Annotated in this window: 16 protein-coding genes; 12 read left to right on the forward strand and 4 right to left on the reverse strand. The window is 63.8% G+C overall.

Going from position 1 to position 16452, the window contains the following annotated elements; all coding sequences use genetic code 11:
* The first annotated feature begins 21 nt into the window (after positions 1-21).
* The 12 genes from ACGFZ3_RS13235 (at position 22) to ACGFZ3_RS13290 (ending at position 12648) form a co-directional block, all read left to right on the forward strand.
* Complete coding sequence (locus ACGFZ3_RS13235) at positions 22-1143, forward strand: VirB8/TrbF family protein (protein ID WP_392921781.1); 1122 nt, start codon at positions 22-24, stop codon at positions 1141-1143.
* A complete protein-coding gene (locus ACGFZ3_RS13240) occupies positions 1140-1916 on the forward strand; it encodes a TrbG/VirB9 family P-type conjugative transfer protein (protein WP_392921783.1) in 777 nt (258 codons plus the stop codon). Before ACGFZ3_RS13235 ends, ACGFZ3_RS13240 begins: the two co-directional genes overlap by 4 nt.
* On the forward strand, positions 1913-3163 hold the full coding sequence (locus tag ACGFZ3_RS13245) for a TrbI/VirB10 family protein (protein ID WP_392921785.1): 1251 nt from the start codon (positions 1913-1915) through the stop codon (positions 3161-3163). Before ACGFZ3_RS13240 ends, ACGFZ3_RS13245 begins: the two co-directional genes overlap by 4 nt.
* A gap of 15 nt (positions 3164-3178) precedes the next feature.
* On the forward strand, positions 3179-4228 hold the full coding sequence (gene virB11, locus ACGFZ3_RS13250) for a P-type DNA transfer ATPase VirB11 (protein ID WP_392921787.1): 1050 nt from the start codon (positions 3179-3181) through the stop codon (positions 4226-4228).
* On the forward strand, positions 4228-5178 hold the full coding sequence (locus ACGFZ3_RS13255; RefSeq protein ID WP_392921790.1) for a lytic transglycosylase domain-containing protein: 951 nt from the start codon (positions 4228-4230) through the stop codon (positions 5176-5178). The genes virB11 and ACGFZ3_RS13255 overlap by 1 nt, the downstream gene beginning before the upstream one ends.
* Positions 5179-5223: 45 nt before the next feature.
* Positions 5224-5622, forward strand: a complete 399-nt coding sequence (locus tag ACGFZ3_RS13260) for a TrbC/VirB2 family protein (protein WP_392921792.1) — start codon at positions 5224-5226, stop codon at positions 5620-5622.
* Complete coding sequence (locus ACGFZ3_RS13265; RefSeq protein ID WP_339449309.1) at positions 5615-5923, forward strand: VirB3 family type IV secretion system protein; 309 nt, start codon at positions 5615-5617, stop codon at positions 5921-5923. Before ACGFZ3_RS13260 ends, ACGFZ3_RS13265 begins: the two co-directional genes overlap by 8 nt.
* Positions 5924-6012: 89 nt before the next feature.
* Complete coding sequence (locus tag ACGFZ3_RS13270; protein ID WP_392921796.1) at positions 6013-8460, forward strand: VirB4 family type IV secretion/conjugal transfer ATPase; 2448 nt, start codon at positions 6013-6015, stop codon at positions 8458-8460.
* Between the two features lie 53 nt (positions 8461-8513).
* A complete protein-coding gene (locus tag ACGFZ3_RS13275) occupies positions 8514-9335 on the forward strand; it encodes a hypothetical protein (protein WP_392921799.1) in 822 nt (273 codons plus the stop codon).
* Between the two features lie 78 nt (positions 9336-9413).
* On the forward strand, positions 9414-10565 hold the full coding sequence (locus ACGFZ3_RS13280) for a type IV secretion system protein (protein WP_392921802.1): 1152 nt from the start codon (positions 9414-9416) through the stop codon (positions 10563-10565).
* A gap of 89 nt (positions 10566-10654) precedes the next feature.
* A complete protein-coding gene (locus tag ACGFZ3_RS13285) occupies positions 10655-11134 on the forward strand; it encodes a DUF4189 domain-containing protein (protein WP_392922032.1) in 480 nt (159 codons plus the stop codon).
* Between the two features lie 674 nt (positions 11135-11808).
* On the forward strand, positions 11809-12648 hold the full coding sequence (locus ACGFZ3_RS13290) for a hypothetical protein (protein WP_392921804.1): 840 nt from the start codon (positions 11809-11811) through the stop codon (positions 12646-12648).
* A 78-nt stretch (positions 12649-12726) separates the two neighbouring features.
* Here the strand turns inward: ACGFZ3_RS13290 and ACGFZ3_RS13295 are convergent, their stop codons facing one another.
* The 4 genes from ACGFZ3_RS13295 to ACGFZ3_RS13310 all read right to left on the reverse strand — a co-directional run bounded on the left by ACGFZ3_RS13295 (position 12727) and on the right by ACGFZ3_RS13310 (position 16425).
* Positions 12727-12963 (reverse strand): DUF1653 domain-containing protein, encoded by a 237-nt coding sequence (locus ACGFZ3_RS13295; RefSeq protein ID WP_392921807.1) that lies wholly within the window; start codon positions 12961-12963, stop codon positions 12727-12729.
* A gap of 50 nt (positions 12964-13013) precedes the next feature.
* Positions 13014-14804, reverse strand: coding sequence for a putative bifunctional diguanylate cyclase/phosphodiesterase (locus ACGFZ3_RS13300; protein ID WP_392921810.1), 1791 nt, complete (start codon positions 14802-14804; stop codon positions 13014-13016).
* A gap of 102 nt (positions 14805-14906) precedes the next feature.
* Positions 14907-15275: a response regulator gene (locus tag ACGFZ3_RS13305; RefSeq protein WP_392921813.1), complete on the reverse strand. Its 369-nt coding sequence runs from the start codon at positions 15273-15275 to the stop codon at positions 14907-14909.
* Positions 15268-16425 carry a nitrogen regulation protein NR(II) gene (locus ACGFZ3_RS13310; RefSeq protein WP_392921815.1) on the reverse strand — a complete coding sequence of 386 codons (1158 nt, stop codon included), beginning with the start codon at positions 16423-16425 and terminating at the stop codon, positions 15268-15270. The genes ACGFZ3_RS13305 and ACGFZ3_RS13310 overlap by 8 nt, the downstream gene beginning before the upstream one ends.
* Positions 16426-16452 lie beyond the last annotated feature (27 nt).

Consider the following 16452-nt stretch of genomic DNA (forward strand, 5'->3'; position numbering starts at 1 on the left):
TCCAGCAGTACGGATAACCCCATGTTCCGAAAGAAGGACACAGGCAATACCCCCAAGGTCGACCAGGCAGTCGCCAAAGCGGTGAGCTACGAGTTGACCGTTGCCGATATGGCCCGCCGCAGCGAGCGTCGTGCCTGGTGGGTGGCGACCGGTTCGCTGGTGATGTCGCTGGCGTTGGCCGGCGGCTATTACTACATGCTGCCGCTGAAGGAGAAGGTGCCGTTCCTGGTGATGGCCGATGCCTACACCGGCAACGCTACGGTGGCCAGGCTGAGCGGCAATTTCGGCGCCGAATCGATCACCGCCAACGAAGCCATCAACCGCAGCAACGTCGCCCAGTATGTGATGGCGCGTGAGTCGTTCGATTCGGCGGTGATGGGCCTGCGTGACTGGGACCTGGTGTTCACCATGTCCTCCGAGCCGGTCGCCGCTACCCAGCGCCAGCGCTATGCGAACAACAATCCGCAGAACCCGGTGTACGTCTACGGCACCAACAAGGCGATCCGGATCAAGATTCTGAGCATCACGCCGCTCGCGGTGGAAGGCAATGGCAGCTTCCGCGGTGCCTCGGTGCGGATCCAGCGCAGCCTGCTCGACAAGACCACCGGCACCACGCAGTTCCTGGACAACAAACTGGTCACGATGCGCTTTGACTACCGGACCGATCTGGCGTTGAGCGAACAGGATCGCATCCTCAACCCGCTGGCCTTCCAGGTCACCGAGTACCGCGTCGACAACGACTATGCCCGTGGCGTGCCGGCCCCCGACGATGCCGACCTGGCCAGGCAGGCGAACCAGGCTGCGGCGGCGCAGGCGGCCCAGGCGGCAGCGGCAGGTCCGGTGTACGACCCGAACAATCCGGCCGCCGCCACCATGATTGATCCGGCTACCGGCCAGCCGGTCGCGGTTCCGGCCCAGGCAGTACCTGGTCAGATGATGGTGCCGGGCCAGCAGGTTCCGGGCCAGATGACGGTGCCGGGCCAGGCCGTTCCGGGACAGGTTCCCGGGCAGCCGATGCAGCAGATGCCCGGGCAGGCCGTGCCCGGCCAGGCGATACCAGGACAAGTCGCGCCGCGGCAACCGGCCACCGTGCCGGCACAGAACGTTTCCACCGGAACTGCTGAGGGAGCAAGCAACCGATGAGTAGTAGCAAATTTTGGTGGGCCGCATTGGCCTTGGCGCCGATGGTGTCTCTGGTCTCCGCGCCTGCGAAGGCCCAGGTGGTCGACCACTACGAATACGAGCAGGACCGCATCTATCCGGTGCGTACCGGCCTGGGTCTGACCACCCAGATCGAACTCAGCCCCAACGAGAAGATCCTGGATTACAGCACCGGCTTCAGCAGTGGCTGGGAGCTGACCCGGCGCGAGAACGTGTTCTACCTCAAGCCGAAGAATGTCGACGTTGACACCAACATGATGGTGCGCACGGAGACCCATTCCTACATCTTCGAACTGAAGGTGGTGGCTACCGACTGGCGCCAGCTCGAACAGGCGCGCCGTGCTGGCGTGCAGTACAAGATCGCCTTCAGCTACCCCAGCGATACCGAGTTCGGCACGGCCCAGCAGGCCGTGGATGAAGAGGTCAAGCCGCTGCTCAGCTCGGAGCTGGCCAAGGACCGCCAGTACAACTTCGATTACTCGTACTCCACCCGGCGCGCGAAGAAGATGGGCTGGCTGATTCCGGTCAACGCCTACGATGATGGACGTTTCACCTACCTGAAACTGCCGGCGTCTCCGGAGTACAAGACGGGAATTTTTCCGGCGGTATTCGGTCGAGAGAGCGAATACGGTGAGGATTTCGTGGTCAACACGACGGTGGAAGGCAATTCCCTCATCGTGCATGGCACCTATCCCTACCTGGTCATCCGTCACGGTGACAACGTCGTTGGTCTGCGAAGGAACGTGAAGAAATGAGCCAGCACAACACACCCGAGAACGAGCCGAACAACGGCGACGACGGCGGCGCGCCGAGCAACCCGTACTACGGGCAGAACGTGGCCGACAACAATCCCAATCTCGATGCCGCCGCGCCCCGGCTGCGGTCGGCCGAGGAACAGCGCCTGAACCGCAAGGCGCTGGCCTTCCTGGGCGGCATCCTGGTGCTGATCATCGCCATGGGCTTCCTGTTGCTGCGCAAGAGCAGCGACGATCAGGACGGCCCGGCGAAGGTCAACGAGCAGGCCCGCGTGTCCACCCCGGAACTGCCGACCGCGCCGCCGGTGATGCCCCAGGCCCCGGTGGCCGACGCCCAGCCGATCGAGATGCTGCCCCCGCTGCCGCCTCCGGAGCAGGACAATCCGTATCGCACGCCGCCGGCCATCCCCAATGACGTGGGCATGTCCAACGAACCGCGCCAGCCCTCGCTGCTGGATCGTCGCATGGCGTCCGGGAATGGCGTGGGCGGCACGGGTGGATCAGGTGGTGCCGAGGCACAGAGCGGTTTTGGCGGTCGCCCGGATGATGAGTACACCCGTGCCATGATGGCGCAGCTCCCGGGCGCGCAGCAGCCGGCGCCGGCCAAGGTCCGCCGCGGTCCCGATGTCGAAGACGTCTCCAGTGCTGCCTTCATCCGCAGCCCCGACGCCCTGCTCGTACGCGGCACCTACCTGCGCTGCGTTCTGGAAACCCGCATCATCACCGACGTTGCAGGCTTCACCTCGTGCCTGCTGACCGAGCCGGTGTATTCGATCAACGGCCGCAGCCTGCTGCTGCCGAAGGGCTCGAAGATCTACGGTGCCTACGGCGGCGGTCCGACCGGCCAGCGCGTGGAAGTGATCTGGGATCGCATCACCACGCCCAACGGCATCGATGTGGCCATGTCCAGCCCGGGCATCGACCAGCTCGGTGGCGCCGGACATCCGGGTGACTACAGCGCCCACTGGGGCAGCCGTATCGCATCGGCATTGATGATCAGCCTGATTGCGGACGCCTTCAAGTACGCAGCGGCCGAACACGGCCCGGAAACGACCACCGTCGCCAGCAATGGCTTTGCCGTGCAGTCGCCCTATGAAAGCGCGACCGCGCGGAGCATGGAGCGCCTGGCCAACGAAGCGTTGAGCGAGCGTCGCCCGCCCACCGTCACCATCAACCAAGGCACCGTGGTCAGTGTCTACGTGGCCAAGGACGTCGATTTCAGCGACGTGCTGCCGCGCCGCCGCTGACCGCCTGGACAGAACATGGACGCCGAAGTGGCCCCTGTAGCCGACGTTTCCAGTGAGTTCCTCAGGTACCAGTACGAGGTCCTGGGAATCCACCAGTACATGACATCGCCAGACGTGACGGAAATCTGCATCAACCGTCCTGGCGAGGTGTACCTGGAAACCCGCGACGGATGGCAGCGTGTGGAAGTGCCCTCGCTGACCTTCGAGCGTGCGCGTCAGTTCTGTACCGCCGTGGTCAACGAAAGCAACACCGGCCAGCGCATCACCGACGTCGATCCGGTGGTGTCGCTGACCTTCCCGACCGGCCAGCGCGCCCAGTTCGTCATCCCGCCGGCGTGCGACGCCGGCAAGGTGTCGATCACCATCCGTCTGCCGTCCAAGCACACCAAGACCCTGGAGCAGTACCAGACCGATGGGTTCTTCAACCAGATCCTGGAGCAGGGCCACACGCTGAGCGACCAGGACCAGGAACTGCTGGCGCTGCGCCAGAACCGAGATTACGCCGAGTTCTTCCGCAAGGCCGTGCAGTACCGCAAGAACATCGTGGTGTCCGGTGCCACCGGCAGCGGCAAGACCACCTTCATGAAGTCGCTGGTCAACCACATCCCGGCCAACGAGCGGTTGGTGACCATCGAAGATGCGCGCGAGCTGTTCATCAGCCAGCCCAATGTCGTGCACCTGCTGTATTCCAAGGGCGGGCAGAGCGCCAGCAACGTCACCGCCAAGAGCTGCATGGAAGCGTGCCTGCGCATGAAGCCGGACCGCATCATCCTGGCCGAGCTGCGTGGCGATGAGGCGTTCTACTTCATCCGCAACTGCGCCTCCGGCCACCCCGGCTCGATCACCAGCTGCCACGCCGGCAGCCCGGAACAGACCTGGGACCAGCTGGGCCTGATGGTGAAAGCCTCGGCCGAAGGCTCCGGCCTCGAGTTCTCGGTGATCAAGCGCCTGCTGAAGATGACCATCGACGTGGTCGTGCACATCAAGGCGCATGCTGGAAGCCGTTACATCACCGGCATCGATTTCAGCCCCGAACGTGCATTGGCTGCGGGGAGTGACGCCTGATGCTGCCCGGTCTTGAAGCGATGGTGTGTCCGGAAATGGCGGTGTCCATGGACGTGATGCAGCACGTGATCAACGTTGAATCCTCGCGCAACCCCTACGCGATCGGCGTGGTCGGCGGCGCGCTGGTGCGCCAGCCCAAGCAGCTGGACGAGGCCCTGGCCACGGTCCGCATGCTGGAAGAGAAGGGCTACAACTTCTCGGTGGGCCTGGCCCAGGTCAACCGCTACAACCTGGCCAAGTACGGGCTGGACTCGTACGAGAAGGCCTTCCAGCAATGCCCGAACCTGCAGGCCGCCTCACGCATCCTGGCCGAGTGCTATGGCCGCTCGGGCAAGGATTGGGGCAAGTCCTTCAGCTGCTATTACTCGGGGAACTTCACCACCGGCTTCCGGCACGGTTACGTGCAGAAAGTGTTCGCATCCATTGCGCGCCAGCGCGGCAGCATGGTTGCCGCCAACGGTGCCGCGCCGATCGACGTGGTCAGCCGTGCCCAGCGCCGTGTGGTCGATGTCGCCCACCACCCGCAGTTCAGTGGCCAGCCCCAGGGCGTGGCCGAAGCCCGCGTGCAGGCGATGCAGGCGCTGGCGCCCAGTTACGCGCAGGCCGCCGTGCCAGTGGATCCGGCGCGTGCCTACGAGGTGTACCCCTCCACCGGCGCGATGGTGCGCGGTGGCCTGGTCCGCACCGCCGACGCGGCGCTGTCGCGCGTGGTCATGGGTGCCATGGACCAGGTGATGCCGCAGCCACAGGCCACGCAGATGTCCGCGCCGCCGCCCGTCCCGCAACCGGTCGCACCGCAGCCCCTGCCGGCGAACAACAACGCCGGCCCGGTGGTGGTGCGCGCATGGAGTGAACGCAATGCCCCGGTGGCACTGCCCGCGCAGGCGATGCCTGCCCAGGCGGTGCCGGTACAGAACATCCCCGCTGGGGATGAAGCCTTCGTGTTCTGAAGGACCGATCCAGTCGTGTTAGACCATCCACAAGGAAAACCCACCATGAAGCGTAACAATCTCGATATCGCCAACGCCCAGCGCTCGCTGAAGACCGTCCTGATGGCCGTTGCCTTCGTTGCCGCGGTCTTCGTGCCGGACGTGTTCGCCCAGACCAACTTCGGCGGCACCGACAAGAAGGTCTGCGGCTTCTTCGACAACATCAACGGCCTGCTGAACATCGCCTCGATCGCCGTGGTTACCATCGCGGTCATCTTTGCCGGCTACCAGATCGCCTTCGCCCACAAGCGCATCGGCGACGTCGCCCCGATCCTGATTGGTGGTCTGCTGATCGGCGCGGCCGGCCAGATCGCCAAGATGCTGCTCGGCGACGGCAATGCCAGCTCCTGCTCGGGCAGCGCCACCGCCGCCATCATGAATGCCGTCCAGTACTACAGTGCATAAGAACGTCCTGTTCCGTGGCTGCACGCGGCCAGCGATGTTCCTGGGCGTGCCATACGTCCCGTTCTTCCTGGTCGCAGGCGGCTTGTTGCTGTTGAGCATGTACATCGACATGCGGTTGTTGATCACCATCCCGATTGCCATCTTCATCCTGCGTCACATGGCCAAGCGCGATGAAATGATCTTCCGCCTGATCGGGTTGCGCCTGCAGTTCAAGTTCCGCGCGCGCAACCTGCAGCAGCACGACGGGATGTGGGTGTTCACGCCCAACCATTACCGCGACAAGCCGCCGCCGTCGGCCTGACCACGGCACGCTACAGGCCGGGCAGGCGATCACATCGCCTGCCCGGTGCAGGCACCGCACCATCCCCGCAGCACCCATTGGAAGCGCTCATGTTCAGTCCCGATACCTCGATCAGCGAATTCATTCCCCTGTCGTCCCACGTGGCGCCGACGGTCGTCAAGACCACGGGTGGAGATTTCCTGCTGACCTGGCACCTGGAAGGACTGCCGTTCGTGGGTCGTGAGGATTGGGAGCTCGAGCACCGCCACAACACTTTCAATCGACTGCTGCAGACCCTGCGCGCGCCGGATTTCGTCAATGTCGCCTTCTGGGTGCACGACGTCCGCCGTCGCCGCCAGCTCAAGGGCAGCAGCAAGTTCAGCCAGCGCTTCAACCAGGACGTGTCCGACCAGTACATGGGCATGCTGTCCTCGCAGCGTATCATGCAGAACGAGCTGTACCTGACCATGATCTACCGCCCGGTCGTGTCCGGTAAGCGCTTCATGGACAAGTCCTCCAGCATCACCCAGCTGCAGGCCGAGCAGGACCAGTCCGTGGCCAAGCTGCTGGAAATGGCCGGGAATGTGGAAGCGGTCATCCGCGATTACTCGCCGTACCGCATGGGCATGTACGAAGCCAAGAACGGCATGGTCTTCTCCGAGACCCTGGAATTCTTCGGCTACCTGCTCAACCGGGTCGACGAGCCGGTGCCGGTGTTGTCCGCGCCGGTCAAGGACTACCTGCCGATCAGCCGCCACATGTTCTCGGCCAAGACCGGTGATTTCGTGATCAGCACGCCCAACGGCGTCAATCACTTCGGCGCCATCCTCAACATCAAGGAATATGCCGAGGGCACCTATCCGGGTGTGCTCAACGGCCTGAAGTACCTCGACTTCGAGTACGTCATCACCCATTCGTTCAGCCCGATGGGGCGCCAGGACGCACTCAAGGTGCTGGACCGTACCAAGGGCATGATGATCTCCTCCGGTGACAAGGCAGTCAGCCAGATCGTCGAGCTCGACCAGGCGATGGACCAGCTGTCCTCCGGCAACTTCGTGCTGGGCGAGTACCACTTCATCATGGCCGTCTACGCCGATAGCCAGGAGAAGCTCTCGCAGAACATCGCCACCACCCGCGCCGAGCTGTCCAATGCCGGGTTCGTCTCGACCAAGGAAGACCTGGCCGTCACCGCCTCGTTCTACTCGCAGTTCCCGGCCAACTGGCGCTACCGCACCCGCCTGGCCAACATCAGCTCGCTCAACTTCCTGGGCCTGTCGCCGCTGCACAATTTCGCCACCGGCAAGCAGCACAACAACCCGTGGGGCGACTGCGTGACCACGCTGCAGACCACCAACGGCCAGCCGTACTACTTCAACTTCCACGCCACCCACCCGTCGGAGAACTCGCTGGGCGAAAAGGCCATCGCCAATACCATGGTGATCGGCAAGTCCGGTACCGGTAAGACGGCGCTGATCAACTTCCTGCTCAGCCAGGTGCAGAAGTACGACCCGTCGCCGACCATCTTCTTCTTCGACAAGGACCGTGGTGCGGAGATCTTCGTGCGCGCCTGCGGCGGTAACTACCTGGCGCTGGAGAACGGCCAGGCCACCGGCTTCAACCCGTTCCAGTGCGAGAACAACGAAGCCAACGTGCAGTTCCTGGCCGACCTGATCAAGGTGCTGGCCAACAAGCACGAGTACAGCGCCCGCGAGGAAGAGGACATCTTCCGCGGTGTCGAGAACATGCTCGACACCCCCATGCACCTGCGCAGCATGACCAACTTCCAGAAGAGCCTGCCCAACATGGGCGACGATGGCCTGTATGCGCGCCTGCGCAAGTGGACCTCGGGCAACTCGCTGGGCTGGGTGTTCGACAACCCGGTGGACACCGTGGACCTGAGCCGCGCCAACATCATCGGCTTCGACTACACCGACATCATCGACAACCCCGAAGTGCGCGTGCCGGTCATCAACTACCTGCTGCACCGCCTGGAATCGCTGATCGACGGCCGCCCGCTGATCTACGTGATGGACGAATTCTGGAAGATCCTGGACGGCGAGGGCGGCCTGAAGGAATTCGCCAAGAACAAGCAGAAGACCATCCGAAAGCAGAACGGCATGGGCATCTTCGCCACCCAGAGCCCCGAAGATGCGCTCAAGAGCGACATCGCCGCGGCGTTGATCGAGCAGACCGCCACGCTGATCCTGCTGCCCAACCCCAATGCCAGCCGTGCGGATTACATCGACGGCCTGAAGCTGACCGAGTCCGAGTTCAAGGTCGTCACCGCCCTGGATGAGCGCTCACGCTGCTTCCTGGTCAAGCAGGGCCACGCTGCCAGCGTGTGCCAGCTCAACCTGCGTGGCATGGATGACATCCTGTCGGTGATTTCGGCCTCCACCGACAATATCGACGTGATGCACCGCGTCCTGCTCGACGCCGCCCAGCGCGAGAAGGTATCGCAGGCCGACCTCACCCCGGACCAGTGGCTCAGTGAGTTCTACAGGAAGCGCAAGGGCTCTGGAAAGCCCGCCGGGACACGACAGGACGCCGTTGCCTGACGGTCCCCCGGCCGATCAGGGAGTGGCAATGCCCGCATTCGATGGAGAAAAATATGGATACCGCTATGAACCCGAAGAAGACGCGCCGCAGTCATTTCAGCTTCCGCCTGGCGGCCTTGTCGCTGGTGACCGTGCTGATGTGCAACGCGCCCGCACCGGCCTACACGATGCCCGTGGTCGAAGTCGGCCCGAGCGTCTACCAGCAGATCATGAACCAGATCAACACGTACAAGGCTGAGATCACCGCCTACGCCTCCAAGGCGCAGGACGCGGCCGAGTATGTGGAACAGCGCACCCGCTGGATCCGCACCCTGCAGCAGTATGCGCAGGCGCTGGTGGAGGTGCAGGCAGTGCTTAACGACTTCGGTATGCCCCAGGGCGTTGAGCTGACCCCGGTAGGCGAGAACTATCTGGTGCGGGAATCCTGCGGGGGATCGACAGACTTCAGCCCCATGGGGCTGTTCAAGACCTTCGTGTTCAATCCGCAGGCCGACTTCAAGGAGCAGCAGACCCAGATCTGCGTGAACATCCGCATGATGCAGAACCGCAAGTACAACGAAGCGGTGATGTTCATGACCTACTCGGTGCCGAAGATGGAGTCCTCGCTCAACCGCATCTTCAAGCTGCGCATCCTGAACAACAACCAGGGCAACGTGCAGGGCACTGACAGCGAATCGCTGCGCATGGCCAATGATCTGGCCGTCCAGGCACAGATCTGGCAGTCGCGGATGCGCTCCTACGATGCCTACATCGAAGTGATGGAGGCCAACCAGAAGGTGGTGGCCCAGAACGCGCTGAAGGGCGATACCACCAAGAACATCATCGGCGACCTGGTCAAGACCGCCGCGTTGAAGGGCGCACTCAGCGTCAAGTAAGCACCCACGCAGGTACAGCGGGCCGGCAAGGTACTGCCGGACCCAATGCAGTAGCAGCATCACCAAGGGATTGTGGAAATGTCGATCAGGTCGATTGCCAACGTTTTTGATTTCTCAGGCGGATTGCAGGATCTGCTGGGCTACGCGGTGCGTGTCCAGTCGATCGGTGATTTCGTCTTCTTCAAACTGATTCTTGATTACCTGCGCGATCGCATCAACGACTTCGGCATCGAGATGATGGGCCGGATGATGGCCTGGGTAGGTGGCATCGCCCTGATCCTGATGACGCTGTGGGTGCTGATCCAGGGCTACCGCATCGTCACCGGCCAGAGCCGCGATTCGATGATGGTGCTGGTCACCAACATGGCCCGTGCGGCGCTGATCATCAGCGTTGCGACCTCGATGGCGATGTTTGGCAGCAGCGTCAGCAATTTCCTGACCAAGGATGTCGGCGGCCTGATCACCCGAGTTGTAACCGGCGAGGGCGGCACCGCTGAAGATCAGATCGACAAGAGCCTGGCTTGGATGCAGGTGGCGTTGTCCAGTATCGATGCGATCAAGGTGCTGGACGATGGCGGCCTCCGCGAAGAAAAGACGCGTGCCATGTGGTTCATCGGCATCGGAACCGGCGGCCCGGCGGTGACCGCTGGCGCGATGCTGCTGCTCTATCAGGTCGCCATTGCGCTGTTCATCGGCTTCGGACCCCTTTTCATATTGTGTCTACTGTTTGACCAGACCAAGCAGTTCTTCCAGAAGTGGCTGTTCTACGGCATAGGCACGATGTTCTCGATGGCGGTGCTGTCGGCGATGGTATCGATCGCGCTGGACATGGTCATACGTGTTTCGGCCGCATTCTGGACCTCGTCGTTGATCAACAGCTTCTTCCTGAAAGACGCGATGAGCGACGGCATGACCAGCCAGGCCATGCAGCAGGGCGGCATGGGCTTGATCCTCACGACACTGATTCTGACTGCGCCCCCAATGGCCGCGATGTTCTTCCAGGGTACCCTGGGCAGCTTCATGGCATATTCCCAGATAGGTGGTTCGCCGGCAGCACAGCCCGGTCCGCAAGGCCAGCCGCCGGGTTCGTATACGCCGCAGCAGACGAAGAATGTCGACGCCGGTGGCGACGTTAGTCCGCAGGCCCACTCTGGGCGAACTGTTTCGCAGGTTTCCCAGGAGTCTGGCGCCCCCATCACGGGTCGGATGGGAAATGCCGACACACGTTGATCTTGCTGTTACAGCTTTTTGAACATGAGTAGGAGTCGTCCGTGATTCGAGTGCTGATCGTATTGATGAGCTTGGCTTGTGTTCCGTTCATGGCTTCTGCCGAGGGACGCTGTCCTCCGGGGCAGTATCCCGTGGGAGGTCAGGGAGTAGGCGGATGCGCGCCCATCCCTTCCTCAGGTGGCAGTGATTCCCAAGGCCCGGTCGCGACTGGGAAGTGGGAGACAAGGTGGGGTGCAATCTCTGAAGATCCGACCAGCCTCGCGACGGGCGCATCCGTTGCAATGAAGTCAAAGCGGCAGGCGATTGCAGCGGCGACCGCTGAGTGCAAGCGACTCGGCGGTAGAGCGTGCAAGACCAGGTTGACCTATTTCAACCAGTGTGCGGCGATTGCGGATGCAACGTCGGACAGCTTGAAGTCCGGGGCCGGTACGTCCATCGCGGCCCATGCCGAGACCGACGAGCAGGCCAAGGATCTCGCGCTTCAGCAATGCCGCAGTGCCCAGGGGGGGCAGCAGTGCAGCGTTGTCTACTCCGCCTGCAGCTTGTCTGAGTTCAAGCCATTCCGTTGATGTGTGCGGGCATAATGCTCTGGTAAACGCTGAAAGCCAGAGCTACAGATCTGGATGATGTGCCTCAGCTCTGAATCGTTATGGATTGGACCTGGCTTCGACAATTCATCTATTAGTTCAAGGACGACATGATGCGAAGGAATTCAGTTCGCTGCCGTTGCTCGGCTGTTAGCTATTCGGTACCCCTCCTGCTGCTGTTGCCGCTTGCGACTTGCGCCGCGCAAGCTCAGTCGGCGTCCGAGGCTGTGGGCGCGGCATCGGCGGTTAATGAGGCAGCATTAGGCGCCAGCCCCGTCAATGCGACCGCAACAGCCGCGCCAATGGGCGATCAGGAGGCGAAGACAGCTTCTACGCCTGTCTTGGTCAATCTGCCAGCGACTGTGACGCCGGGTATTGAGCCTCGGCCGGTTGAGCCGGTTGAACCGGTGAGTCGAGAGCCTTCCGCTGCGATTGAAAAGGTTGATGATGCAGCCACAGTCGATCCCGCGCCCGCCGTGGCGGCCCCTGTCTCTGCTGCGGCGGCGCAACGTCCTGTGGTCCCTTCTGATTCCGTGGAGGCGGCGGCCTCAGCTGCAGCTGCATCGATGGAAACACCGTCGGTGAGCAGTCCGTCAGCCGGACCAGAAGCTTCTTCCGAACCGGTACCCGTCGCGCCACGGCCGCTGGTTATCCCCATGCTCGCCAATGACAACAACCAGATCGAGCGACAGCTCGGTGCGCGTTGTCCGAACGACCTGGCAGCGCGCCTGGCCACCCAGGAGGACCTGCTGATCGGTGCCTGCCAAGGCACGCTGCCGCCGCACCTTTCGGCGTTGCTGGTGGCCATTCCGGAGCAGCAGCTGCTGCTGCCGCGCGCCTGGCGCGAGCGCCAGGTCGGGCAGAAGGGCTGGTTCAAGGCGGTGCCCGGTTACGGGCTGCGCCCGGACTTCCTGTCGGTGCAGGGCGATGTCTGGGTGCGTTCGTTCGAAGGCGCTGATCCGTCCAGCACGGTGTACCTGGTGTCCGGCCCGTTCGCGTGTGCCGACAACCGCAGCCCCGACGCCGAGCCGGCCAAGACCGTGCGCCTGCCGGCCGGAAGCTGCCGCGAGGGAGTGGTGCAGCAGCGCGTCTACCGCGTGAGCGCGGGCGCGGCGCCGGTGGACATCACCCAGCAGGCGCTGCCGGCAGAGCCGTTGCTGTCGGACGCCGACCGGAAGCGTTATGGCGCCGACGGCGCGCGCGTGCAGCTGGATGCGGGCAAACTTCAGTTTGGCCCGGCGATGCGCTGGTATGTGGACGTCGGCGCCTCCGAGAAACCCGAGCCGCGCAGCTACGGCGAATGGGGCCGGTTGCACTTGGGCTTCGCGGTCTGGAATGGCGAGCGCTTCGAGCCGCGCGATACCGTGCCGCGCGCGGTGTGGCCGTGCGACCCGGTGGCACCGGGCGACGCCAGCTGCGGCGCCTACGCCGATGCCGGGCGCGACCCGTTCATCGTGGCCGATGCTTCAGCCCAAGGTGTGACCGCGACACCTTGAACCCATGGCCTTGGCCGCGTAGTAAGAAGCGCCCCTCGGGGCGCTTTTTTTCGTCCAGGCGGCAGCGATTGCGTCCTCTCAGCCCTCGTCCACCAACGCGAAACGTGGCCGCAACACGCCGTCCACCTCGACCTGCGCGGTGAACATGTCATACGGCCGCACCCACAGTCCCAAGTCCTCGTCCAGCGGGCGATACAGCACCATCGGCAGCAGGGTCTCGCTGTGGCGCACGACGTCGATCACTCGATAATTGCCGCCCTTGAAATGGCGGTAGTGGCCCGGGGCAAGGACGGGCAGGGGGGCAAGGTTGGACATGAGAAGCACCAGGCAGTGGAATGCCGCCATTATCACAACCGGAAGGCGGCCTAGTCGCTGGCGATATCGCTCGGCGGCCCCGCGCGACACGCCAGCACCAACTGAGTGACGGCTTCGGCACTCATTGGCCGCGCCAGGTAGTAACCCTGCGCCTCATGGCAGTCCCACAGCCGCAGCAGCGACAGCTCGGACTCATGCTCAACACCCTCGGCCACGGTGCGGTAGCCCAGCTGCTGGGCAAGCCGGATGATGGCTTCCACCTTCAACCGTGCGGTACGCGAACGTGCCAGGCCGGTGACCAGGCTCTGGTCGACCTTGATGTGGCTGATCGGTACTTCGCTCAGGTACCCGAAGTTGCTGTAGCCACTGCCGAAGTCGTCGATGGCGATACGCACGCCGGCGGCGGCCATCGCGCGCAGCTGGGGCAGGGCGGCGGGGTGACTGTGCAGCCACTGGCCTTCAGTGATTTCCACTTCAATCTGCGAGGGTACCAGCCCGTTGGCCTGCAGACGCTCGGCCATGCCGGTCCACAGGTTGGCATTGTCAAAATCGCGCGGGGACAGGTTGATCGACAGCGTGAATCCGGGCAGCTGCTGCTGCCACCGCGCTGCCTGCGCGAACGCGTGCTCGATCACCCATTGGCTGAGCGCGGGCATCAGCGCCGTGCACTCGAGCACGGGAATGAACTCGCCCGGCGTGATCGGTCCCAGCATCGGATGGGTCCAGCGCAGCAGCGCTTCGGCGGACACCGGCTGGCCATCGCGCAGGTCGTAGCGCGGCTGGTAGACCAGGCTGAATTGCTCCTGCGCCAGCCCGCGCGCCGCATCGGAGGCGAGCCGGTAGCGGCGGCGCAGGTGCGCATCGCGGTCTGCCGAGTACCAGCACAGGCAGGCGTCGGTCTGCAGTGCGTGGTTCAGTGCCACCATGCATTTGCGCACCAGGTCGCCGGCTTCCTCCGGGTCGGCGCGGAAATCGCACAGCCCGGCATGGAACTGCGGCGACATCGGAATGCTGCCCACCATCAGCGGCCGCCGCATGCGCTCATGCAGCCGCTTCATCAGCGCCTCCACCTGCGCATGCGCGTGGTCGCGCAGCACGAATGCAAACCGGGTGGAAGCCACGTGGTACACCTGCACATCTTCACCCAGCACTTCCTGCACGCGCAGCGAGGCCTGCCGCAGCAGCGATTCCACCGGTTTGAGTCCCAGCGCCTGGCCGGCGTCGTTGGCGCTCTGCAGGTCGAACACATCCAACAACACGCCGGTGAACGAGATGCCGCCGTCCTGGCGGCCAAGCACGCTCAGGTCGGCCTGGAACTGCTGGCGGTTGGGCAGCCCGCTGATCGGCTCGCGCCGCCCCAGCGACATCTTCAGCTCCATCTGGTTCACCACAATCCGCGCCAGGGTCTGCAGCTGGCGCTGCTCGTCGGCGGTCAGCACGCGCGGGGTGCGGTCCATCAGGCACAGGGTGCCCAGCGCGATGCCGTTGCGGGTCACCAGCGGCGCGCCAGCGTAGAAGCGCATCTGCTCCGGGCCGGCTACCAGCGGGTTGTCGTGGAAGCGGGGGTCCTGGCGCAGGTCTTCGATCTGCAGGATGCCGCTGGACTGCAGCGCGCACGAGCAGATCGAGTGGTGGCGGTCGGTGCGTTCCAGCGACAGCCCCACCCGGGAAATGAAGCGCTGCGAGTCAGCGTCGACGATGGAAATCAGTGCGATGGCGGTGCCAAAAGTAAACGCCGCCAGCTCGGTGACCGGGTCCAGCGAGCGCCCCAAGGCCGGATCCATCACGTTGAGCGCGTCGATCAGCGCAATGCGTTCCAGATCCTGGCTGCGGTCGAGCATTCCGTGCGTCCTGTCAAACGGAGTACACAGGTACTATCCCGCCGTGTTTGCAGAGCCGGCGTGAAGTGGTCCGTTCAGGCATGAAGCGTTCACACCCGCGCTTCAGTTCGCCGGCGGGGATTCCTTCAACAGAGACACCAACTGCTTGAGCCGGTAGGGTTTCGGCAGGAATTCAACATTGTCCGGAAGCGGCGGCAGCTGGGACCGTGCATAGCCGGACGACAGGATCATCCGGGCGTTCGGCAGGGCATTGGCGACGTGCGCGCTCAATTCCAGTCCGCTCATGCCCTGGGGCATGTTGACGTCGCTGAACACGACATCAAAGCCGCCGGTCGTATCGATCAGTTCAACGGCCTTCGGACCGTCGGTCGCCGTATGCACCTCGATACCGAAATCGCGCAGCGCCTGCCCGATCAGCTCACGCAGGTCGTCCTGGTCTTCGACCATCAACACACGAAGGGGCTCAGACATGCGCGACTTCCTCTAGGGCAGGTAACAACAAACGGACAGTGGTGCCGCGTCCAGGCGCGGTCTGGACATCGACGAAGCCGTCGCATTGGGACACGAAGCCAAACACCTGGCTCAGGCCCAGACCACTGCCCTTGCCGACTTCCTTGGTGGTGAAGAACGGTTCGCTGGCGCGCTCGGCCACATCCGGCGGCATGCCATTGCCCTGGTCTGTCACCGCGATGGCCACATAGCGGCGCTGCGTGGGGTTGGCCAGGTCCGGGGCCAGGCGGTGTTCGGCCGTGGCACTGATGGTGATCGTCCCGCCCTGCGGCATGGCCTCGCAGCTGTTGAGCAGCAGGTTCAATACAGCGGTATGCAACTGTACGCCATCGGTGGTGATTCGAGGTAGGTCGAAAGGCACTTCCAGACGCAGGCGGATGTTGTCCGGGCAGGCCCGCTGCAGCACGGGCAGTTCCTGTTCGAACAGCCGGGCTACCTGCAAGGGCTCGCGAACCAGGGTCTGGTCGGCCGAGAACGCCAGCAACTGGCGGGTCAGCAGCGAGCCCCGGTCGGCGGCGGCCTGGGCCAGTTCGGTCAGTTCACGGGTGCGCGCGTCGGCGCCGGGACGCAGCGAGATCAGGTCCAGCGCGTTGCCGATGGTAGTCAGCAGATTGTTGAATTCGTGGGCCAGCCCACGCGTGAGCCGGCCGACGCCCTCGAACTGCTGCAACTGCTCGCGCGCCCGCTGCGCATCCTGCAGCAGGCGCTGGGCGTGGTAGCGCTCGGTGACGTCCTGGGTGACCTTCACGAAGCCGAGGAGGGCGCCATCCTGGCGCACGGGTTCTATTACCTCGCTGGCGCGGAAGCATTCGCCGCTGCGGCGCACCCGCCAGCCTTCGCCGGCATAGCGACCCTGCTGTTCGGCCTGGACGAGGGTATGTTCGGCGGCGCCGGACGCGCGCTCGTCGGGCGCATAGAAAAGCCGCACATGCTGCCCCATCACTTCTTCGGTGGAATAGCCCTTGACCCGCTCGCAGCCACGGTTCCAGCTGCGGATGCACCCTTGCGCGTCGAGCAGATAGATCGCGTGATCGGAGACGTGATCGATCAACAGCTGCAACTGCAGGCGATCATCGGCTAGCGGCGCAATATCGGTGACTGCCTTGACCACGGCGGCGGCTTTACTCCCCCTGTAAGG

The sequence above is a fragment of the Stenotrophomonas sp. NPDC047960 genome (assembly GCF_043204395.1).
In the GTDB taxonomy this organism is placed as follows: Bacteria; Pseudomonadota; Gammaproteobacteria; order Xanthomonadales; family Xanthomonadaceae; genus Stenotrophomonas.